Genomic DNA, 21,402 nt, shown 5'->3' on the forward strand with positions numbered 1-21,402 from the left:
TTAGGTCAGTACACAAAACTACAGAAGTTGTATACAAAACTACAGGATTTCAGTTTTTGGGGTTTTGTATACTCATGCTCCACATTTGGCGCACGGATTAACGTGTGAAGGACTTGACCATATCGTACTGATGCAGCCCTTCGCCAAAGCCATTTTCAACAATGCTCACCGTGATGAATCCGTATCGATTGAAGAGTTTTTCCATCAATTGTGTGGTGCTGATGTGGATGTCATAGAGATGGCCTTCTGCTCTTATGCGCGATTCCATCTCTTGATAAAAACGGTCTGCCGTCGAAAGCAGATGGCGATGCCCTATCGAGCCGTGACGAAACATTACCCACGCAATGCCATGAGTTTGACCTTTTGTGTAGTGTCCACCACAACCGAGCACTTGTCCGTTTTCTTCAGCCACGAGGTAGTTTTCATCGGCGTAGTTATCTAAAAAATCGACTAAATCCGCCTCATCACTTTCGATGAAATATTTCGGGCAGTTAGACAGCAGAATGTCGATAACCGGCTGCTTGTCTTGTGGGGTGTAAGTTCTGAATCTCATCGCTTTGTTCTTTATCGCCATTTATTGCGCTTGGTTGCACTACGTCGAGGCTTAACTCTCTGGTTAGTAAGTATTTACAACGCCAGTTTGAAGCCTTCGTGCGTGGCCTTAAAACCGAGTTTTTCATAGAAGCGAAGCGCATCAGGACGTTGTTTATCACTGGTCAATTGAACGAGTTGACAACCTTTGTCTTTCGCCTGCTTTATCGCGTATTCGAACATCTGCTCACCAAAGCCACGTCCGCGATAATCTTGATGAATTCGGACGCCTTCAATCAGGCAACGCCAACTGCCAATGTGGGTCAGATAAGGGATAAAAGTCAGCTGTAACATGCCAACCAAAGCACCCTCTAGTTCTACCACCAGCAATTGGTTGTTTGGGTCTTTATCGATCGCTTCAAACGCAGCAACATAAGCCTGATTCAGTGGCGAGCTTACGTCTTCTCTCTTGCTTCCTAACGGGTCATTAGCCAGCAATGCAACCAAGCTGGTTAAATCTTCAAATGTCGCGCTGCGGTATGTCAGTGGCATCGATTCTTCCTTGTATTTTTGCTTTTCGTGTTGTGTTAAGCGAGAGTGTCTTACTTCGTTCGTACCATTTGAGGAAAACCGCTTTGCGCGATTTCATAGGTGACGAATCCAAACTTCTCATACAGCTTTTGTGCGGCTTCGTTTTTAGGATGAACGCCAAGACGAATACCATCACAAGAGCCTTCTACTCTCTGTAATAATGCTTTCATAAGTGCTGAAGCGACGCCTTTGCCGCGATGGCTTGCATGAACCGCCATTGCCAATTCTGGATACTCAGCATATTGAACAGTTTGGCTCGATTTGTAACGAATCTGAACGATGCCAATTGGCTCATCGAATTGGTTTAATGCGAATAATCCGAGGTCTCCCGCTTTGCCCCATTCTTCAAAGTAGGCTTTGATGTGCGCCAGTTCGAGCACTTTTGGATCATGGTCGGGTTCATCGTCCGGTGTCCAAAGCGCCACCAACAATAGCTCTTTTTGCAGCGCTAAATCAGACGCTGTCACTTCTCTAAACTTCATTTTTTTTCGTGGTTCTTCCGTGGATGCTCGTGTTCTTCGTCAGGGTAAATCTCTCAACTTCTTCGCTGGATTCCCTGCATAGATGCCTTTCTCTGTGATGTCTTTCGTCACCACGCTACCTGCGCCAATAACCACACCTTCACAAACTTTCACGGCTAGTATCGTGGCATTCGAGCCTATGGTTACGTTATTGGCAATAACGGTGCGCCCCCAGCTGTCTGGATTCGCGTCTGGTTTTCCGTCTTTGAACAGATCATTGGCAAACATTACCCCATGACCAACAAAACAATCACTGCCGATGGTCACGTATTCGCAAATAAAGGTATGAGATTGGATTTTAGTTCGCTCACCAATGACTGTGTTTTTCTGGATTTCAACAAAAGGGCCAACGAATACGCCTTCTTTTAGCTCACAGCCATAGACGTTTGCAGGTTCGATGATGGTGACGTTTTCACCACAAGTCACATCTTTGATTTGTGCGTGTAAGACTTTTGGACTGTACATCTATTCTCCAAAATAAAAATGAGCGATTGATTAGATTTCAACACGACGCCCAGTTGGTAAATGCTCTAAACGATCATCAAGAACTTCTTTTAGCAAATGATACGCTTTCATGCCTGTGCAGTGGCCCGTGTAAAACTTCTCAATAGGGTATTCAGACAGGGCTTTACCTAATGCTTTTATGTCGTTTTTAGTACCGCCGATGCCATTAAATACAGGTAAGCCCACAAGATGAAAGCCACCCACTACCGCTTTGATTCTGCAGTTTGGAAATAATTCAATGGCGGTTTCAATCATATTCAATACTCCGCTGTGCGCACATCCTGTGAACACAACCAAGCCATCTTCTTCCTTTATCACCAAAAGTAACTCGTGTTCAAAAGCGTCTTGCTCATAACCGCAATCTTTCGATTGGGTATAGAGGTACTGATTTCCTTTGGGTTGTGGGTACTTGCCGCTGATCTTGGTAATCACATGAACATTCGGAGCAACTTGCGTCGTTTCGCTTACCTGCACTATGCGGTCATTGGTTGTGTCTAACAAAGCTTTATCGATACCAACATCACTCTTGAAACCAAAAGCTCGAAAGTAGTAATCCTGATCTCCACACGATTTTAAATAGACTTTGGCTACATCGTTTTGCTCTAGAAAGTGAGAAGTACCGTTGCAATGGTCATGATGTCGATGAGAAATAACCGCGAGATCAACTTCTTGGATATCGATGTTTAGTAAAGGCGCGTTGTCGCAAAACGTTCGCCCACTGCCCATATCGAACAACAGTTTGGTTCCTTCTGTATCGATATGCAGCGATAAACCGCGCTCAACACAGAGATCGGCTCGATCCTCAACACGAGAATTATCAACGAGAGTGGTAACGATCATGGTGTCTCCTAATGACGTTGAACCGCTTTAGTGGATGAGACAATAACGAGGTTTGATGCTTGTAGAAAAAAGTAATGGTAATTGTGTGATTAGACAGAGGTTTACGGTGTTCGTTTTAAATCATGCTTGATTTTCGCTTCCCTCCTAAAACATCAATCAAGCGGTTTTGATCCTATTAAGACTTGACGGAAGAGCAATAAACGCACTATCATTCGCAAAACTGACCAGTTGGTCAGTCGGTATGTAGAGTGAACACGATGGACAAACGACAACAGATCATTGAAGTTGCAACGCAGTTATTTGCGGAACACGGTTTTGAGAAAACGCCCGTCTCCACCATTTGTGAGAAGGCTGAGATTTCAAAGGGTTTGGTGTTTCACCACTTCAAAAATAAAAACGAACTGTTAAGAGAAGTTTTTATTCATATCACTCAGATTATCGAAGAAGCCGACAAAAATGATGAACACGTAACCGAGAGTGACGATCGCCTAGAAGCCATGATCCACTCGATCTTCGATGGCATGACGGTTCCTGAACATCGCAAGATTTACCAGTTCAACTTTAGTGTGATGGTTCACCCGACAACCAGAGCGATTGTTGTCGACCTGATAGACGAACGCTACCAAGGTTTACAGGCATCCACTGAAGAAGTCTTCCGCTCGCTAGGGCACACGAACCCGGCAGTGGTGACAAAAATGTTCATCGCAGAGATCGACGGCATTGCCATGAACTACTTGCTGAATGAAGACTTCCCTATCGAAGAAATCAGACAAGAGTTCATCAAAAAGTACTGTTAGAAAAACCAAAAATCATGCACATATCGATGCGTGATTTTTTTGGCCAAACAAACTGACCGAACGGTCAGTCAGCATGTTCATTACATTTAAAAACGAAGGAGAAACCAATGAATACACCTTATCAAATTCAATACGAAGCGTTCGCAAAAGCAGGTGGACTATATGACGAGAGACACGCCAAACTCTATGCAGAATTTGCCGACAATCTTATCGCAGATGGCAGTTTTTCAATCGCCTACGAAGGCGTGGCACACGCATGCTATACCCCTATCGTGATTGACGCAGCACCACACCTAAAATGCTATGTACTTGCGCCACTAGCCGTACTACCTGAATACCAAGGCAAAGGCTACGCGACAAGATTGATGGAAGAAGCAGAAAAACAGTTAGATGCAGACGTTATCTTTGTAATGGGTGAGCCGTTCCACTACGGAAACCGCTACAACACGCCACACAATGTGTTTCCACCAGTAAGAACTCAAGCTCCTTTGGAGTGTTGGTTTGCACGTGAGCTTACACCTGGCGCACTAGATGGTATCGGCGAATCAACCTCATCCATCAAAGGTCCTTACGCAGAACCATTGATGTGGGGTCATCCAGACGAGCAGGTTCAATAACGCCTAAATAACAAAAGCCCAAAACACTTGTTTTGGGCTTAGTTAAACTTCCAACCACATGTCTAGACAGTCTTGTGGGTTGGGGCTGAGTGCTGGAAATACCGCATACTCTTTCAAGACACCTTGTTTCTTAAATCCACATTTTTCGAGCACGCGAATACTGGCTTGATGGTCAATATGAGGAGCCGTATAAATCTCTTCGACTCCGATGCTTTTCAGATACTCAATCCCAAGCTTACACGCCTGAGTCACATACCCTTTACCTTGATAATTTCTAGAGATCCCAAAGTGAATTTCGCTATGACTGTTTTCAGGGATTAAGACTAAGCAACCAATGGGAACTTGAGTTGCGCTTACTTCAATTGCGAGTACCAAGATATTAGGGTGAGCCAACTCGTACTGATCTCGCCATCGACCGATCGCTTGTAACGTTTCGTTTGAGCTTTGATGGGCTTGTCGATTGAGATACAAACACGTTTGCTCATCACCAAGGTAGTTTTCAAACAAAGGAACGGCATCTGTTTCTTCAAGGTACCTGATTGCTATCTCTTGCGCTTCTAGTCTCATTGGTTCTCACCTTGATACACGTTTGGATTCCAAATCTGCATAAAGTTTTCGGCGGGCTCGATGGGCTTAAAGCCGTATTGTTCATAAAGACCGTGTGCATCGCGCGTCGCAAGAATCATTCTACGTAGACCTTGAAGGTCTGCATGGGACACAATTTCAGAAACCAACCACTTACTAATGCCACTGCCGCGGTAATCAGGGAGCACGAAAACATCGGCGAGATAAGCAAAGGTGGCTTTGTCAGTAATAAGGCGAGCAAACGCGATTTGCTGATTCGACTCGGTAAACACACCAAAGCAAAAGGAGTTTCGTATCGCTTTATCTAGCGTGTCCCTTGGCACCCCTTTCGCCCAATAGCTCTGTGAGATGAACTGATGAATGCAATCCAAATCCATCTCTTCAAAGGCTGTGCTAATACGATATCCTTGCATGGCGTTCTCCCAATAAATCAAAGCTTCTCTGCGACGCAAATTAGGTTGTTTGAGTTTTCCGAAAACTTATCTTCTGTCCACGAGCTGTATTTTTCGGTAATACATAAACCCGCCTGAGCAAGAAACGCTTCAATTTCAGATAACTTTCGATACTTCAAGTCAATGCTTGAGTAGACCATCCTCCCATCTTGGTAGTGACGTTCTTTCTTCAAATAAAGTACTGTACTTTCAGCGTCATAACGTTCGCGCATTCCCATGTACTTTACTTCGCCTTTGTCGGGCAATTCATAGGTTTGCCACAGCGACATTTCAGCATCAATTTCCAAGTTATTCGGCGTTGGTAAACGGGTATCAAAGATGAAACGCCCACCTCTATTAAGGTGATTAGAAATCGAATTAAGGACACCAACTAGCATCTCATCGGAGAGGAAAGCTTGGAAAGCGTTGCCCGTCATAATCGCCATATCAAAGCATTTATCGAGAGAGAATTGAGTGGCATCCTGTTGCAAGAAAGAAAGGTTATCTAATCCCTGCGCTTTTCGTTTAGCTTGTTTTAACATCCCCTCGGCAATATCAATACCGACAACATTATCGAGCTTCTTCGCGACAGGTATGGTGACAATACCCGTACCACAGCACACATCCAGCAAACTTCGAACTCCCATCGCAGTAATGTGCTTTTGTATCAGAGCGATATCATCTTCATAATGTTTATCATATTGAGCATCGTATTCCATGCCTGATGCAAACTCACTGAGATCTTGTGTCTTCAAAAACAGTCCTTGTTTATTTAATTGATTAGCTTGGCTTTCTTAGCTCTAAGAGCAGGTAACGACATACATAACCTGCACCTGATGTGTAGCCGACGAGGTTTTCTAAAGACACGACTTCTAGCCCTGCATTTTGGCTGAATTCGCGGACTTCACTCTCGGTGTAAGCGGTATGTACAACGGTGCCACTATAAGTGTTTCTTGGCAGGTCTTTTCCATCTGGGTCGTGGCATTGGAAACTGATAAAACAGCGTCCATCAGCATTCAGCTTGTTAGCAATGCATTCAAGTAGCGACTGGGGATTGATAAGGAATTCCGTGAAACCGAGAGCGGTGATGATGTCGAAGGTTTGATTGAAAATCGGAGAGAAAGGTTGGTCAAGATTATGAACGTTGACACTTTGATAGAAGTTTGTCTCGCGTGCTTTATCGACCATTTTGGATGAAATATCCAAGCCGTGAAGAGTAGCTTCTGGGTAATGCGTTTTGATGACCTCCCCGATACTGCCTGTGGCACAAGCCAAATCGAGAGCAGATGCTTGTTGGAGATTGAGCGTTTTTAGCTTCCCATCTATCCAGCGCGGACCAACGTACTGACTGTCTTCGATTAGTTTCTGATAGCGCTCAGATACTTCATCATACATTTTGGCAACGTCCATGATTCCTCCTTGATCTTAGAACGTTTGCCAATGTAGCACGCCATACTCACCTACACACTTATGTCATTGTAAAAGCGTGAAAAAAGTCGACGTACTACGCATTGATTTAGGCCATCCAGATCCTTGCTAGAATGCCCATTGGGGTTGTGACGCCAGTGGTGATTGAGCTCACCTCTCCATCTTTTAATACATAGATGGTTGGAGTCACGCTAATGCTCCATTCTTGCATGATGGCGCTTTTCGGATCGTTGATGTTATCGAACTGGTAGTCTTTAGACTGCATGAACTTTTGCACCCGTTCTTGCGGGCCAGACGCGCCAGATACCGCAACCACCTCATAGTAATCACTTAACCAACTGACGCTTGGGCTAACAAACTTACACGCTGGACACCAAGTCGCCCAAAAGTACACCACAACGGGTTCTTCGTGGCTTTTGGCAATCACATCGACAAATTCGCCATCGGCCATGATCGCACTCAGAGGCGGAGCTTGCTCTCTAGGGACGTCTTTGGTGCGATACCAATCCATGGCGACCGAAATCACGGTCACCATAAGGACGAGTTGTAGCGCTTGACTGAGCCAGTATTTGAGCGACTTGCGCTTTTTTACTGTGTTCACTTAATTGCGCCTCCACTTGCCTGTTCGATTGCTTTCACCACTACATCGTCAGTCAGAATTACTGGCAGAGGAATCCCCTCTGGTGCTGCTGGGCCATACACGATGTTAAATGGCACACCAAAGCGACCGTGCGCGCGTAAGAAGTCAGTCACTGAGCCGTTCGGATGTGTCCAATCGCCTTTCAGTGTCGCCACGTTCGGGCTTTGCAACAGTGAGTAAACCGGATCTTGCCATATCACGCCGATCTTGTTGGCTTTACAGGTCACACACCAATCTGCGGTCACATCGACGAACACCACACGACCATTCTTTACGTGGTCTGCAATCGCTTCGTTTGACAGTTTTTCCCAAGCCAAATCTTCTGGCAATGGCGTCGCCCAATGATTTGCAGTCACACTGCCTAGTACCAAACCACCAGCAATCAGAATCAACGAAACCGTGCCAGAAATCGCCAACGCTTTATTGCCATAAATGCGCTTAACACGCGCCATGATAACGATGAAGGCAACTAGACCAATCAGAATGACCCAAAATACCGGTAAGTGATTCGCCATCAATGACAACAACCACGCACTGGTTGCCAACATCATGATGCCGAATGCGATTTTCACGACATTCATCCATTGGCCTGGCTTTGGTAGCTTGAGTGCAATCCCCGGGAAGATAGCCACTAAGATCCAAGGCAGTGCCATACCCAGAGCTAACGCAGTGAAGATAGCAAATAGAGTCACTACGTCTGCACCCAGTGCAAACGCCACCGCAGTGCCTAGGAAAGGTGCAGAACAAGGCGTTGCCAGCAGAGTCGCGAACATACCTTGCACGTAATGCCCAAGCAGTGAGTTATCCCCTTTTGAAGCCAACCAAGTGTTCGTTCCCGAAGACAAACGAATTTCAAACAAACCAAGCATGTTGGCACCAAACAATCCGGTCACCAACAGCATGAGACCTAAGAACCAAGGGCTTTGGAATTGAACGCCCCAGCCGATAGCATTACCAGTGAGCTTCAACATTAAAATAAAGCCAGCCAGCAACCAAAACGACGTCAGAATACCTAGCGAAGAAGCCACGAACTGAGTGCGAATCTGACGACGCTCAACCCCTTGCGCCGCTACGATGCTGCTTAACTTCATGCCGAGAACTGGCAATACACAAGGCATGATGTTAAGAATCAAACCACCGAGTAACGCGAACAAGAAAATGTTCACCAGTGATGTACTTGGTAAGGCTTCAGTAATCACACCCGCTTTGGCTTGCGCGGTTTCTTGCGCCAATAAGTTGTTGTCTTTGATTGAGACATAAACCGATTGGTTATCCAGCTCTACGTCACCCAACCAAGTACTGACTAGGTAGTTGGCAGTAAGCGTATTGCCCTCTTGATGCAGCCCTTCTAATTTGAAGCTGTAATCGCTGGTTGCTTCGTCAACGCCATCAACCAACACTTCTGGTTTTTGCCAACCTTGTGAGTTAGTCAGTTTGATTTGTAGCTTAGATTGGTTTGCATCCCAGTTCGCTTCTGTCACTTCAACAAATGGTGAAGCTTGAGGCACACTGCTTACCGCTTGCGCGTAAGTGAACATCACATCTTCATCGACTTGTAGATCGGAAGGTAGGAAAGACAGTTGAATGTGGTAATCCGTCAGGACACAAATCGTTGTACATGAAGACAGCGTCAGCGTCGCATCAATCGTGACTGGCTTGTTCATGTCTTCGACGTGCAGCGTCATTGGGAAGACAGTGTCACCTTTGTAGCCTAGCGTCTCGATGCCAAGCAGTTCGTATTTCTGTGGGTACGGCCATTGCCAATCCACTTTGGTCAGGTTTTGTGATTTTTCCCAATCAATGGAAGGAGCAACACCGCCCTCACCTGGCGAACGCCAATAGGTTTTCCAGTCACCAGTCAGTTTGACATCAAGGTAACCTGTGATGGTGTTGGTATTCGGGTCTTGCTGTCCGGTTAAGACAAAGCGTGTCTGCACAGGTGGGTGCTGAGGATTGGTCAGCCAACCTGTGTCCGTCGTTTGTGCTTGGGCAAACAGTGAGAATAAGCTCAGTGCCAGCGTCATGATGAGCATCAACGCGGCTTGAGTCGTTTTTTTCATGTGGTTCATAGTTATTCCTAGTTAAAAACAAGTGTAGAAAATCGCTGACGAAACTCGTCAGAAATCACTTGTCATTCACGGAATACACACAGGGTGAGGTGGACTCGATACTTTCGGGCTATCGGTTCGGTCCATTGCCTTTTGCTGGAAAACGCACAACAGCGCCACACGACAAGCGCGAGAATGCCAACAAACAAAACAACGACCAAGGTTTCCAGTTGTTGCTGAGCAAATTGAATCAGCTTTTCAGACAACTCACACTTACCAGATTTGTGTCCGCTCTCTGCTTTTACGATTTTGACTTCATCGCCAACGACCGCAGAAGTAGAGCTTGCGTCATATTGCATGGCACAACTGAACATCAAGCCAGAATTTTTCATCAGACACACCACAATCACCCAGCCAATTAACGCTAGGAGCCATTTTCCCTGTTGTCGTGACGCAGCAGATTGTGAGGTGGATGAATGCATTCTAACTTCGATAAATGTGGAAACGCCGGAAATCATACGCAAGTTAGCATAAACCTCAAGTGGTATGATTTTTTGCGTCGCTCTCTTTGGTAACTAATTATGATAGTCTTATGACTACTGTTTCCGTAAATAATTCAACATGCTCAATAAAGTTAATCTTGCTGATATTCGCTCCTTCGTTTTGATCGCTCAACTGGGTAACTTCACCAAAGCGGCAGAAGCCCTTTCGGTGTCGCGTTCTCATGTGTCTCGCCAAATCAGTGGGCTCGAAGCACAAATGGGCGTGACCTTGCTGACCCGCACGACAAGGACGCTACGCCTGACTCATGCCGGAGAGCGTTTCTATCAAGAATGTGAGAAGGCATTGCACGATATCGACCAAGCGTTAATCGCCGCGGTCGACGACACTCAAGAAGTGCGCGGTTTGATTCGCGTAAACTGCGTGGGTGGTTATATCGGTGAAGACATCATTGCTAAATACGTCAATGAGTTCATGTTGGAATACCCGAACATTACGGTCGATCTCGACTTCTCTTCACCACGCATTGATTTGATTGAAGATCAATTCGACGTGGCGATTCGCATGGGCGAGTTGGAAGATGCAGGCTTTGTCGCACGCAAGCTGATGATGATTGATATGGTGACGCTTGCAAGCCCGAGATACTTGAAGACTTATGGCGAGCCGGTCACCCCAAAAGAGTTGGCGAAACATCGCACGCTAACGGGCTCAGTCACTCGCTGGAGTTACCGCAATGTTGCTAACCCGAAAGAGCACAGCGATGTAATAGTGAAAGGCAATCTGCGTTGCAAGAACGGCCGCGCACTTGTGATGGGTGCACTACACGGTAACGGAATTATTCGTGTACCATTGAGTTATTGTGACGAGGAAGTCGAGCAAGGCCAACTGGTTAAAGTGATGCCGGAATGGGAGATCCCGTCGGTGCCGCTATCCGCCATTTTCCATCGTGATCGCTACCAACCTAAACGTCTTCGTACCTTCATCGACTTCGTCAAAACCAAATTTGAACAAGATTTTGATGTTTAAGTTTGGCGCATAAAAAGTGCGTAAGAACCGAAGCGCTTACGCACATTTTTCAAACCTGATGAAGGCTAAGATAGCTTCTCTATATAGTCCTCAATATCGACATCATCAATAAGCTCATCTGGCAGATAACGCTTGGCGTAACTTAGATAAGTGCCGCTGGTTAACAACAGCTTAAATACGTCTTTATCAATGTGTCCACCGAGTGCCATTTTCGACATAATGCTGATTGCCTCACTCAAGGACTTGGCTTTCTTGTAAGGTCGATCAGCCGCGGTTAACGCTTCGAAAATATCCGCTACTGCCAGAATACGTTCAGGGATTGATAGTTCCTCTCCCATCAAACCTCTTGGATAACCAAAGCCTTCCATTGCCTCATGGTGCGTAGTAGCGTAACGAGGAACGCGCTCAAGTTCGGGTGGGAACGGTATGCTTTCGAGCATCTTGATTCCGCTGATCATGTGCTCATTAATCTTAAAGCGCTCTTCTGCTGACAACGTGCCGCGCTGTACGGCTAAGTTATACAGCTCGCCATGGTTGTAGAGCTTCTCTGGCACCGTCATATTGATGCCAAACTCAGGGTCGAGATCAAACGGCTGTTCACGCTCAATTACATGCTCAGGACGATCAGAAAGCAGCTTCTCCGTTGCTGGCGTTGGTTGTGGTTGATAACGCGTTTCTTCTAATGGCGATAAACCAAGTCCACAATCGAAGTAACGCGTCCACTCTTTCTCGGCCAACTTGTGTAGACGCTCGATGTCTTGATCCGACATAAACTCCGCCCCCACGTTCGCATTGGCGACAAATTCGAACTCTTCTTTCAGCGCCGCAAATTCTTGTTCCAATGCTTTCTCGGGTTGCTCATCGACACCCATCGTTTTTAGCTTTTTGAGTAGATATTGAATCTGCGCATCTCGCCACAGCACCTCGAATCGCATGCGAACTTCGTGAATGCGGTTGTAGTTGGTTTCTAGTTTACTGCCTTTATCAACCACATACTCAGGCGTCGCGATCTTGCCACAATCATGAAGCCAAGCAGCAATGCGGAACTCACGACGCTCTTCATCGCTTTCAAAAGCGAACGACTCAAACGCCCCTTGTTCTGACTTCTCGGCTTCTTCCGCCAACATCAAAGCAATCTCCGGCACACGGTTACAGTGTCCTGCCGTGTACGGAGACTTTTCATCGATCGCACGTGCGATAAGCTGAATGACAGATTCAAAGAACTCATTTTGCCTTTGTTCAAACTGCTTAAGCGAGTTGCTGCCTCGCATCACTGAAAGACCAAGTTGGTGAATCTCTTCGATGCGAGAATGAACACGCTGTACTTTGTCGTATTCGCGATCGCGTACAAATCTGACTTGCTTTCTCAACATATTGATTGGCTGAGAGATTGGTTTCGCCATCTCCCATGCCACTGGAATCAACAACGCAAGAACAAACAAAGATGCGCCCACAGCATACAGCGTCACTTCATTTACACCGGACATGACGTAAGCTTGTGGTATCACGACAGCAAAGTAACGCTCTTCCTTATGAGTAAGTTTGGAGACGAAAACATATTTGTCTTTCCCATTGATCTCCACCAGTTGAACCGAGTTGATGAACTCAGGATCTTTGGCAAATTTGACCAATTCTTCGTATGGCGTAAAGGTATAAGTCGACAGTGCTTCCTTACCCTCAAACCATTTTTCGCGCAGCTCTTTTCTTTGCTCTGGCGTAATCGCATCAATGGCGCGGTTAATGATCTCAACTAAAGGTCTTTGTTCCTCATTCGCCAAGTAGTAAAATGCGTTGGGAAAGTTGGAATCCTTAACCAAAGTGATGGCTAAGTTCTGACGGAACATTTCGCGTATTTTGTTGACCAATATTTGACGAATGTCGAGCACAGCGACGATGTCACCGTTCAATACCCCGTCGATCGCATCGTGCAAAGAAGCGTAATTGACGATGGTCATTTGCGGATAAGCTTCTAACAAGTCATCTTGAATGCTCCACCCTTTCAGCAAGCCAATTCTTTCATTCTTCACTTGCTCTAAGGTATTGATGTGCTTGTTTTCTTCTTTGGTGAGTAACGCAAACTTTGCGTGATAAAGAGGTTCACCCACTACACCGATACTCGAAAGATCATCTTGGTCGGCAATCGATTGAAGAATATCGATATTGCCATTTTTAAAGTCGTTGACGAGCTCATTCCAACTTCGACCGTTCACAAACTTAAACTTTAATCCGGTCATTTCAGAAATCATCTTAAACAGATCAATCGAGAAGCCATTTGGCCGACCGCCAACAGTGTAATCAACCGGAGCCCAGTTATTTTGGTTCGACACTTTCAACTCTGGCGTTTGTGCTACCAGTGCTCGCTGCTCATCCGTTAAGTTCACCGGAGAAACCAAGGGCAAGCGCTCTTCGATGTCGATCATCTTGTTGGTTGCAATCAACCGACCGTTCGCTTGGTAGATAAACGCTTCCGCTTCTGAGGCTTGCTTATTTTCGATAAAACGGCTGGTGAGTTGAGCCTCAAGCGAGGAGAGAAGAATGTCCACCCCAACTACGGTATCGGATTCTGGCACCTTGATGGAGAAGGTTTCTCCCGAGACTTTTAGCGTGTTAAACAGATACGGAGAGGTGTTATAAGTGTCATCGTAATCGGCATTTTCAAACCAGCTGCGCTGAGTCGGGATGAAGTTACTGAACTCATCAGAAGCATGGCGTGATACAAAGTTTGCATCGTAGTAAATACTCACCTTACGACGTTCTCGCTTCACGCCACTGTGAACAATCAACAACCATTTATCGCCGGGTTGCGCTTCCACTCGGGAACGTATTTCGTCTGAAGAAAGGTTGATCAGCTGGAAGAAATCGTTATTCGCTTTTGCAACAAAAATGCTGTGAATACTGGGCTCACGAACCAGTAACTTAGATAACGGGATGATGATGCTCTCTTCGGGTGTATCTACCCCGATGAGCGACACTAACTGCGCACCACTTCGTGTCACGGTCTCAGCTAAGTGTTGTAAATTCGATAGATGACTCGATACCCCTGTCGCGATGGCTTGATATCGAGTGAGGGTGTGTTGCAGCTCAGTTTTTCTTGCAAAGTGGTATTGCAAAACTATCGCCACACCTACTGTCACTAGGGTACAGAAGACAAACATCAACCCTAGCGCTGTCCTTAACGAAATGCGTTTACGTTTTTTCATCGTTTTATCTTGGAGTAATCCAAGCGCCTTAATCCTTTAACCAACTGAAATTATTGTCTAAAAAATGGATTTCAGCCAATCAAGAAATTTTATCGAAGCAAACAAAAACGCCTCCATCTGGAGGCGCTTTATCTTAGTGACTAAATTGAGTTGGGGTACTTAAGTGAAAACGTAACGATTACGCTTGTGCTGGTACGCTTTCAACTTGAGTTTGTTGCTCAGCTTCTTCTTTGTTGAAGCCTTCGTGCAGATGGTAGTAACGTTGGTAAATTACGCCACTGATGGTCATCATGATTGCAGGTAGACCAATCATCATAAATTCTAAGCCCATAATGGTGCTTGCTGATTGCTCCACGTTTGGTACGTAACCCACAACAGACAGACCAACACCCACGATGAAGCCACCTGCTGCGCCTGCGAATTTCACAAGCATGGTTTGTACTGAGAAGATAACGCTCTCGCTACGACGACCTGTTTTGTGCTCACCGTAGTCCACCACGTCGGCCAGCATTACAGTTTGCAGCGCGTTCGCGATACCCACACCAAATTTAATTGCCGCACCCGCCATACCAATCATTAGCGCGTTAGCTGGAGCGATGAAGCCCATCAATAGTAGAAGTACACAAGACAGAATTGGGAAGCCACAAGCGATAGGCCATAGAAGTTTACGTGGTAATAGAGAAGCGATACGAGGGAACAAGAACACACCCGCTACTTCTGCTGCGCCTGCAACCGCCATGTAAACCGGGAATAGCTCCGCGTTACCCAGTGCGTAAGAGAAGTAGTAAATCGCAAAGCCACCAACCAATAGGTTCGCAATTTGGAAAGACAGAACCGTGCCGATTAGCGCTTTAAGCTGATCGTTTTTACCGATGATAGTCAAAACGTCTTTGAAGCTGAATTTCTCTGCTGGTTTTGCGTTAGCTGGTGCTGCTTTCTCTTTTACGTTACGAGCAATCAAGAATGCACTCATTACAAACAGAACCGCAATCAGCATCGCAACATTGAAGAAACCGTCACCTTGGTTGCCGTTACCTAGCTCGCCCACGATGTGCAGACCGTAAGTACCAGTAATGAACCATGCAAGGCTAGCGAACAGACGTGGCCATACCACCAGCTTTTCACGTTCTTGGCGAGAGCTTGATAGCGCAGGAATCATTGACCAGTAAGGAATATCCATAATGGTGTACGTTAGACCCCAAAGGATGTATGCCGCTGCTGCGTAGATGTAAAGCGTAGTACCTTCAAACATGTGAGTACTGAAAAGGCCAACCAGTACTACTGCGTTTAATAACGTACCAATCACAATCCAAGGACGGAATTTACCGAATTTTGAGCGCGTGTTGTCCACGATCACACCCATCATTGGGTCAGTAATCGCATCAATAATACGAGCGGCTAAGAAGATGGTACCAACGAAAGCAGCAGACAAGCCAGCTACGTCAGTGAAGTAGAACATTAAGAAGATGTAGATAGGTGCACAGGCAAAGTCTTTACCGAGTGCGCCAAGGCCGTAGGACAGCTTGGTTTGTAGCGTAATTTTATCAGACATAATAGTTCCTTAGTGTCGTACTGCTATTCATTCCCCTAACTAGAATTCATAACGTCGACGTCTTTTATTTATATTTCGATGCTAATGCTACTCACACACTGAATGCCTTACTGTGATCAAAAACCGCTTTATGGAAACGTTTACAGGCAAGTTTTCAAAATGAGACATCGAACAATATTTAGACCTATTAATGCGAGGAGATCGTGTTATTTACGCCATTTTATCAACACTTTACGCTCATTAAGCATGAGAACGATTTCAAATCGGCCATTTAAAACCAACGCAAAAAGCCGTACAAACCTGATGTTTGTACGGCGATAGAAAACCAATGAGAAACGATGAAATCGTCTAAATAGCTATGATTCTAAATAGGCAAGGTTCTAAATAGATAAGGCTTAATGAATACGTTCGAACTTCACCAGCATGGCACTTTCAGCATCGAGGATTGGCATGGTCAAGCCTACCTCTTCACACCATGCGCCAGATAGCTCACAACCCGATTCAGTCCAAGGCGGTTGGTAATTCACGATGTCATCGTAGTTAGACGGTTTATCCAATACCGTCACTCGATATGTCGCTTGTGGAACCAAGCCCGGTACGCGCAAATGCCCACTTAAAGAGTTCGTTGGCATCGCGAGTTGCGCAATCATAACCACAGCTTCCGATTGATCGTTTGAGACAACCGCATGAATTAGATGCGCTTTATCGTCCGTTGGGATTCGCCAAGTTCTGCCGCTGTGTAGCAATGGGCGCAGCATCTTGTGCAGCTTGATGTAGCGTTCAAAGCCTTCTTTTTCCGCTTGTTCTTCTTTCACTGGGTCAAGCTCAATCCCCATGTGACCGAACAGTGCTGTAAGCCCACGGAACTCAATGCTGTGACGACGGCGCGTACTATGACAGTGGCTAGCACCAATATGGCTGCCCATCACTTCTGGCGGGAAGAAGTAGCTCATACCGCGTTGAATGGTTTGACGCTCAAGTGCGTCGTTATTGTCTGAAGCCCAGAATCGATGCGTGCGTTTCAGAACCTCAAAATCAATACGACCACCACCTGCCGCGCAAGATTCAATCTCCACTTTCGGGTGCTTTTCACGAACTTTATCAACTAACTGGTAGTAACGTTGGGTTTGATTGTGCGCCGCAGCCTGACCTAAGTGCGCTGGCTGAACGACTTCGCGGTTCATATCCCACTTGATGTAAGCGATATTGTAAGTCGAGAGGAAATGATCCAATCGCTCAAACAAGAAGTTAAACGCATCATCGTTTTGTAGGTTAATCACGTATTGGTTGCGACCAGTTGGCTGATCGTAACCGTTTACAGCCAGTAACCAATCAGGATGAGTACGGAACAACTCGGAATCTTTGTTGATCATCTCTGGCTCAAACCACAAGCCAAATTCCATGCCCAATTTATTTACGTGTTCCACAATCGGGTGCAAGCCATTTGGGTACTTAGCTTCACACAGGAACCAATCCCCTAGCCCTGCTTTGTCACCGTTACGCCCTTTAAACCAACCATCATCAATGATAAAGCGTTCTACACCCATCTCTGCCGACTGAGTTGCCATCGACATGATGTATTCTGGATCGTGGTCGAAGTAGATGCCTTCCCACGTGTTGAGGTGGATCGGGCGAGGTTTGTCCGTGAAATCACTCGGCAAAATCGTTTCACGCACATGAGAGTGGAAGTGATGACTCATACCATTCAAACCACAATTACTGTGGCTCGCGTACAACCAAGGCGTCGTAATGCTCTCACCTTCTTTTAGCGCCACTTCACCAGGCAGGTAAATAACTTCAGCTTGCATGTAACGGCGGCCATCGGCTTTCACATCTACACGTAATCTGTGGTTGCCACTCCATGCGAAATGGAAGCCCCACACATCGCCATTCATTTCATCAAAGTGAGTCGTGCCGGCAACAAGCGCAGGATAATGCTCATGAGAAGTACGTCCACGACGGTTTTCTTGTTGGTAGCCGCCTTGCAGCAATGGCTGGCGCACCGTTTGGAACTCATGAACCCAGCGCCCGTAATAAGTCATCAACTCATTCGCACGAGCTGGCAAAGGCAACGTATTGGCAAGACGGTTCACATGATAAACGCCTGCTTTTTTGTTGGTGAGCGTATGACGCGTTTTCACCACATCGTTGCTATCAAGCTTAAGCTCGGTTTGTAAACGAAGACCTGCGATTGCATCTTCGCTCTCAATCACAATACTGTCTTGCTGTTGTTCAATATGGGAGATGACAAACACTGGAGCCCAATCTTGACCATCGCGATGCCCTTCCACACCAGGGCTGCTGAAAACGCCACGACCAAGCTCTGGGTGTAGAGTCATGGATACATCGCTGTCCAAACGACCGTATGGCACGGGACGATGTAAAGCCATGCGAAAACCACTAAGGTCACCACTTACTTTTTGTCCCCAATGCAGAATCTCTGCATATTCGCCCAACTCTACAATCAATTGAGTTTGCTGACCGGTTAGCTCAATCAGTGTTTTGTCCGTCATCTTGTCTTACCTTGAAACTGGAAATTACGCTGCATCATAATGAAAAAAACAAAAAAATCTGTGAGCCACACCAAAATCATGGAAACGTTTACAGTAAGTTTTTCAAACTTGTGCCATCGCCCGCTACGCCTTATTCCTTCTTATATTACGCTACGATCAGCTCCAAAAATCTCAGATTCTTTGTTGACTGAGTTCTTTAAAGCACTGCACGTAAATTCGAATACCAAACTGATTTATAAAGAATTTTTCGTTATTTAATTCATTACCTTACAACAATAAAATCATAAATAAGGTTACAGACCGCTCAGTTGAACTCCTCACCTCTTGAAGTGGTTAACCGACAACCGTATTCTTGAGGCTTCGAGATTCTTTATGAAGTGTCTCTCTTGGGTCCTAACTCAAAATCCCAGTTTGACGATACCGCAAATGCTCGTGTGCAGTGCGCCCGCGAACCAATTGTTGTATATGCTTCCTTGTCTCACATGCCCAGTTGATTTCAATTGGGCTCTCTTTCCTCTTCTTCCTAATAACTTCCTTTTCTTAGAAAAAATCCAATTTAAATCAGAACTTTAAATAACATCAACCCAAATATCCACCCCCAAACACAGCCCAACCAAAGTAAACGATTCCAACTTGCGCGGTTAGAAATCAATCTAAAATCGCGCTTAAAACCTCAATTTAAGAGATCGCAATCACACAAAATAGTAATAAACCCCTCATTACGACAAAAATGCCAACCTCATCATGAAAACGTTTCCAGAGTTTATTTACACTGCGCAGCGAGTTAGGACTCAAACCAATAAAGAATAAATCCATAAAAATAGAATGGAGACACTTCATGAAACAAAAGACGCTTGTAAGAGCGCTTGGGTTAACCCTCGCCCTAGCACCGCTTGCTGGTATGGCTGCAGTGGAGAACATCACTTACTTTGGCTACGCCAAGTGGGGCAACATTTACACCGATAACGATGAACACAATGGTGGCAAAGGCGAACGCAACGATGTGATTCGTGCTGGTCAAGGTTACGGTAACTACCGTTTGGGTAACGAACTGAACTGGTGGGAAGCGGGCCTCAAAGCCGACGTTTGGCAACAAGGCGACGCGTACTTTGATACCACTCTTTACCTTGGTAGTGGCGAAAGCTGGGGTGACGTTAGCTTGATCCAAATGTGGTCGTCAGGTCATGGGCTGTTTGAAGGCCAAGCGGATGCGACTGTTTGGGCGGGCGAACGTTTTTACCGCCGTCATGAAGTGCACATGATCGACATTAAATACTGGGACACATCGAGCACAGGTATCGGTATTGAAAACTGGGATCTTGGCTTTGCTAAAGGCCACATCGCATGGATGGCGCCAAACTCTAGCGCAGATGGCCGCAGTTTACACAACATCGACGCACGTTTGAGCGGTATTGAACTGAGCGACAGTGCAGATCTTACGGTCGGTTTGAACTATGTGTTCACGCAAAACTCTAGCTATGACAAAAGTGACATCACCACTTCTGGCGCCATGCTTTCTGCACTTTACCGTCAAGCTTGGAACTATGGTTCAAACACATTCGCTTTCCAATACGGTACGGATGCGCTTGCGGGCGGCTTAATGAGTGCTGAAGGCGGCTCAAACCGTAAATACAACACAGGCGTTGAGCACGATGGTTACAGCTGGCGTATTTTCAACTCTGGCGATCTTAACGTGAATGAAGATTTCCAAGTGATGTACTCCATCGCTTACCAAGACAAAAACCTGGATAACAACGAAGGTGAGAAATGGTTCAGTGTGGGTGCTCGCCCTCAATACAGCTGGACAGAATACATGGCAACCGCACTTGAAGTTGGCTACGAATCAGTCGAAGCACAAAACGGTGCTGGCACCAACGACATGTACAAAGTAACGGTGGCGCAAATGTTCCAAGCAGGCAAAGGCGTTTGGGCTCGTCCATCACTGCGCTTGTTCGCGACCTACTCAGAGAAAACCGATGAGTGGAACCGTGGCGGCGAAGTCTACGGCCATGCTCGCAGCACTGGTGGACAAAACGTCGACGAAATCACCTTCGGCTTTAACGTCGAAACATGGTGGTAATCCAAACCCGCTACTATTTATGAACCCAACGGGGTGAGTAATACGCTCACCCCACAAAGGACAACGCAGATGAAACTAAAACCGCTAGCAACTCTATTCATGGCTCTGTCTCTTGGCGCGTGCAGTGGATTACCAGAGCAAACCTTTAATACTGATTTGAGCCAACCGCAATGTTGCTCAACGTTAGATGCTTTGCCTCTGACCGCCCTATCGATTCCTTTCCACCAGCAGGTGGTTATGGATGCAAATCTGCCGAGCTTGAGCAGTGCGGTTTTACTTTCCTCAGATTCTGCTTCATCCAAACCGCTCCCGGTGATGAGCTACCAAATCACTTCTGACGCGCCATTCTCGCTACTTGTTCGCTCTTATATTGATAACAATGCGCTATTTGCTGCGAACGTTCTTATTTATGACGCGAAATGGCAGCTTCTATCCGATTACTCAGCAAAAGACTTTAGCTACCACACAACGGGCATGCGCGGCTTAGAACGTGTTGAACAAGTGATCGCGGTGAACCCACAACTTAATGGCGCGAAATACGTGGTCATCGCTTCAGATTCGACACTGCTTGGCACCGAATTGACTCGCAAACACCCAGAAGAAGTCTATGCAGAAACGCAAAACGTCATTGGCAGTAAACAGCTTCCGCTCACTGCTCAGTTCCAACCTTTTGGCGTTATTGATGTTACGGCGAGTGCCTCCGACAACAACGCGGTATTAACGCTTTTGGCGGAATTGGGCACACAAACCAACGACACCGCAAAAGCAGAGTTAACCCCTGCCGCATCGCCTGAAGCACAAGATGAATGGACGTTGTATCAATCTCAAATCGATGCAGCGCTCAAAGACAACGACGTAAAACAAGCGGCGGCGATTGCCAACCAAGCAGCTGAGCAAGGCTTTACCCAAGCAAAAGATTATCTCGTGAAGCAATTAGCAAAATAACGCTTCACAACAAGAACAAAGACACTCTCGCTACGGACTCAAACTCCGTAGC

Annotated in this window: 20 protein-coding genes; 5 read left to right on the forward strand and 15 right to left on the reverse strand. The window is 46.1% G+C overall.

Translation table 11 applies throughout. The features are described from left to right. Positions 1–97: 97 nt before the first annotated feature. The 5 genes from VCHENC03_RS07745 to VCHENC03_RS07725 form a co-directional block, all read right to left on the reverse strand. Entirely contained in the window at positions 98–553 is a 456-nt protein-coding gene (locus tag VCHENC03_RS07745; RefSeq protein ID WP_032802908.1) for a GNAT family N-acetyltransferase, read from the reverse strand. 74 nt (positions 554–627) lie between these two features. Beyond that, on the reverse strand, positions 628–1,083 hold the full coding sequence (locus VCHENC03_RS07740) for a GNAT family N-acetyltransferase (RefSeq protein WP_009706970.1): 456 nt from the start codon (positions 1,081–1,083) through the stop codon (positions 628–630). A gap of 50 nt (positions 1,084–1,133) precedes the next feature. Continuing rightward, positions 1,134–1,604, reverse strand: a complete 471-nt coding sequence (locus VCHENC03_RS07735) for a GNAT family N-acetyltransferase (RefSeq protein ID WP_009706971.1) — start codon at positions 1,602–1,604, stop codon at positions 1,134–1,136. A gap of 39 nt (positions 1,605–1,643) precedes the next feature. Then, positions 1,644–2,108: an acyltransferase gene (locus VCHENC03_RS07730; protein ID WP_009706972.1), complete on the reverse strand. Its 465-nt coding sequence runs from the start codon at positions 2,106–2,108 to the stop codon at positions 1,644–1,646. A gap of 30 nt (positions 2,109–2,138) precedes the next feature. Beyond that, on the reverse strand, positions 2,139–2,987 hold the full coding sequence (locus VCHENC03_RS07725; RefSeq protein ID WP_009706973.1) for an MBL fold metallo-hydrolase: 849 nt from the start codon (positions 2,985–2,987) through the stop codon (positions 2,139–2,141). 257 nt (positions 2,988–3,244) lie between these two features. Here VCHENC03_RS07725 and VCHENC03_RS07720 point away from each other — a divergent pair, with 257 nt between their 5' ends. Further along, positions 3,245–3,784 carry a TetR/AcrR family transcriptional regulator gene (locus tag VCHENC03_RS07720; RefSeq protein WP_009706974.1) on the forward strand — a complete coding sequence of 180 codons (540 nt, stop codon included), beginning with the start codon at positions 3,245–3,247 and terminating at the stop codon, positions 3,782–3,784. A 107-nt stretch (positions 3,785–3,891) separates the two neighbouring features. Then, complete coding sequence (locus VCHENC03_RS07715; RefSeq protein ID WP_009706975.1) at positions 3,892–4,401, forward strand: GNAT family N-acetyltransferase; 510 nt, start codon at positions 3,892–3,894, stop codon at positions 4,399–4,401. A gap of 42 nt (positions 4,402–4,443) precedes the next feature. On the opposite strand, the gene VCHENC03_RS07710 is transcribed toward VCHENC03_RS07715, so the two are convergent. The 7 genes from VCHENC03_RS07710 to VCHENC03_RS07680 form a co-directional block, all read right to left on the reverse strand. Continuing rightward, entirely contained in the window at positions 4,444–4,968 is a 525-nt protein-coding gene (locus VCHENC03_RS07710) for a GNAT family N-acetyltransferase (protein ID WP_009706976.1), read from the reverse strand. After that, positions 4,965–5,399 (reverse strand): GNAT family N-acetyltransferase, encoded by a 435-nt coding sequence (locus VCHENC03_RS07705; protein WP_009706977.1) that lies wholly within the window; start codon positions 5,397–5,399, stop codon positions 4,965–4,967. Before VCHENC03_RS07705 ends, VCHENC03_RS07710 begins: the two co-directional genes overlap by 4 nt. 17 nt (positions 5,400–5,416) lie before the next feature. Continuing rightward, complete coding sequence (locus VCHENC03_RS07700; protein ID WP_009706978.1) at positions 5,417–6,172, reverse strand: class I SAM-dependent methyltransferase; 756 nt, start codon at positions 6,170–6,172, stop codon at positions 5,417–5,419. A 25-nt stretch (positions 6,173–6,197) separates the two neighbouring features. Beyond that, positions 6,198–6,827, reverse strand: a complete 630-nt coding sequence (locus tag VCHENC03_RS07695) for a class I SAM-dependent DNA methyltransferase (RefSeq protein ID WP_009706979.1) — start codon at positions 6,825–6,827, stop codon at positions 6,198–6,200. Between the two features lie 106 nt (positions 6,828–6,933). After that, entirely contained in the window at positions 6,934–7,446 is a 513-nt protein-coding gene (locus VCHENC03_RS07690; protein ID WP_009706980.1) for a protein disulfide oxidoreductase, read from the reverse strand. Continuing rightward, a complete protein-coding gene (locus VCHENC03_RS07685) occupies positions 7,443–9,554 on the reverse strand; it encodes a protein-disulfide reductase DsbD family protein (protein ID WP_009706981.1) in 2,112 nt (703 codons plus the stop codon). Before VCHENC03_RS07685 ends, VCHENC03_RS07690 begins: the two co-directional genes overlap by 4 nt. Positions 9,555–9,616: 62 nt before the next feature. Beyond that, positions 9,617–10,015 carry a hypothetical protein gene (locus VCHENC03_RS07680; RefSeq protein WP_232310361.1) on the reverse strand — a complete coding sequence of 133 codons (399 nt, stop codon included), beginning with the start codon at positions 10,013–10,015 and terminating at the stop codon, positions 9,617–9,619. Between the two features lie 139 nt (positions 10,016–10,154). Here VCHENC03_RS07680 and VCHENC03_RS07675 point away from each other — a divergent pair, with 139 nt between their 5' ends. Then, positions 10,155–11,060, forward strand: a complete 906-nt coding sequence (locus VCHENC03_RS07675; RefSeq protein WP_005438909.1) for a LysR family transcriptional regulator — start codon at positions 10,155–10,157, stop codon at positions 11,058–11,060. A 65-nt stretch (positions 11,061–11,125) separates the two neighbouring features. On the opposite strand, the gene VCHENC03_RS07670 is transcribed toward VCHENC03_RS07675, so the two are convergent. From VCHENC03_RS07670 to VCHENC03_RS07660, 3 genes are all read right to left on the reverse strand, one after another. Beyond that, positions 11,126–14,260, reverse strand: a complete 3,135-nt coding sequence (locus VCHENC03_RS07670) for an HD domain-containing phosphohydrolase (protein WP_032802910.1) — start codon at positions 14,258–14,260, stop codon at positions 11,126–11,128. A gap of 178 nt (positions 14,261–14,438) precedes the next feature. After that, complete coding sequence (gene melB / locus VCHENC03_RS07665; protein WP_005438913.1) at positions 14,439–15,812, reverse strand: melibiose:sodium transporter MelB; 1,374 nt, start codon at positions 15,810–15,812, stop codon at positions 14,439–14,441. 395 nt (positions 15,813–16,207) lie between these two features. After that, complete coding sequence (locus VCHENC03_RS07660) at positions 16,208–18,325, reverse strand: alpha-galactosidase (RefSeq protein ID WP_009706984.1); 2,118 nt, start codon at positions 18,323–18,325, stop codon at positions 16,208–16,210. An 838-nt stretch (positions 18,326–19,163) separates the two neighbouring features. Between VCHENC03_RS07660 and VCHENC03_RS07655 the strand changes: the two genes are divergently transcribed. Together VCHENC03_RS07655 and VCHENC03_RS07650 are read left to right on the forward strand one after the other, a co-directional pair. Further along, positions 19,164–20,405, forward strand: coding sequence for a carbohydrate porin (locus VCHENC03_RS07655; RefSeq protein ID WP_009706986.1), 1,242 nt, complete (start codon positions 19,164–19,166; stop codon positions 20,403–20,405). A 69-nt stretch (positions 20,406–20,474) separates the two neighbouring features. After that, complete coding sequence (locus VCHENC03_RS07650) at positions 20,475–21,350, forward strand: MalM family protein (RefSeq protein ID WP_009706987.1); 876 nt, start codon at positions 20,475–20,477, stop codon at positions 21,348–21,350. The last annotated feature ends 52 nt before the right edge of the window (positions 21,351–21,402 follow it).

Origin of the sequence: Vibrio sp. HENC-03, assembly GCF_000305755.2 — a bacterium.
GTDB classification, from domain to species: domain Bacteria; phylum Pseudomonadota; class Gammaproteobacteria; order Enterobacterales; family Vibrionaceae; genus Vibrio; species Vibrio owensii.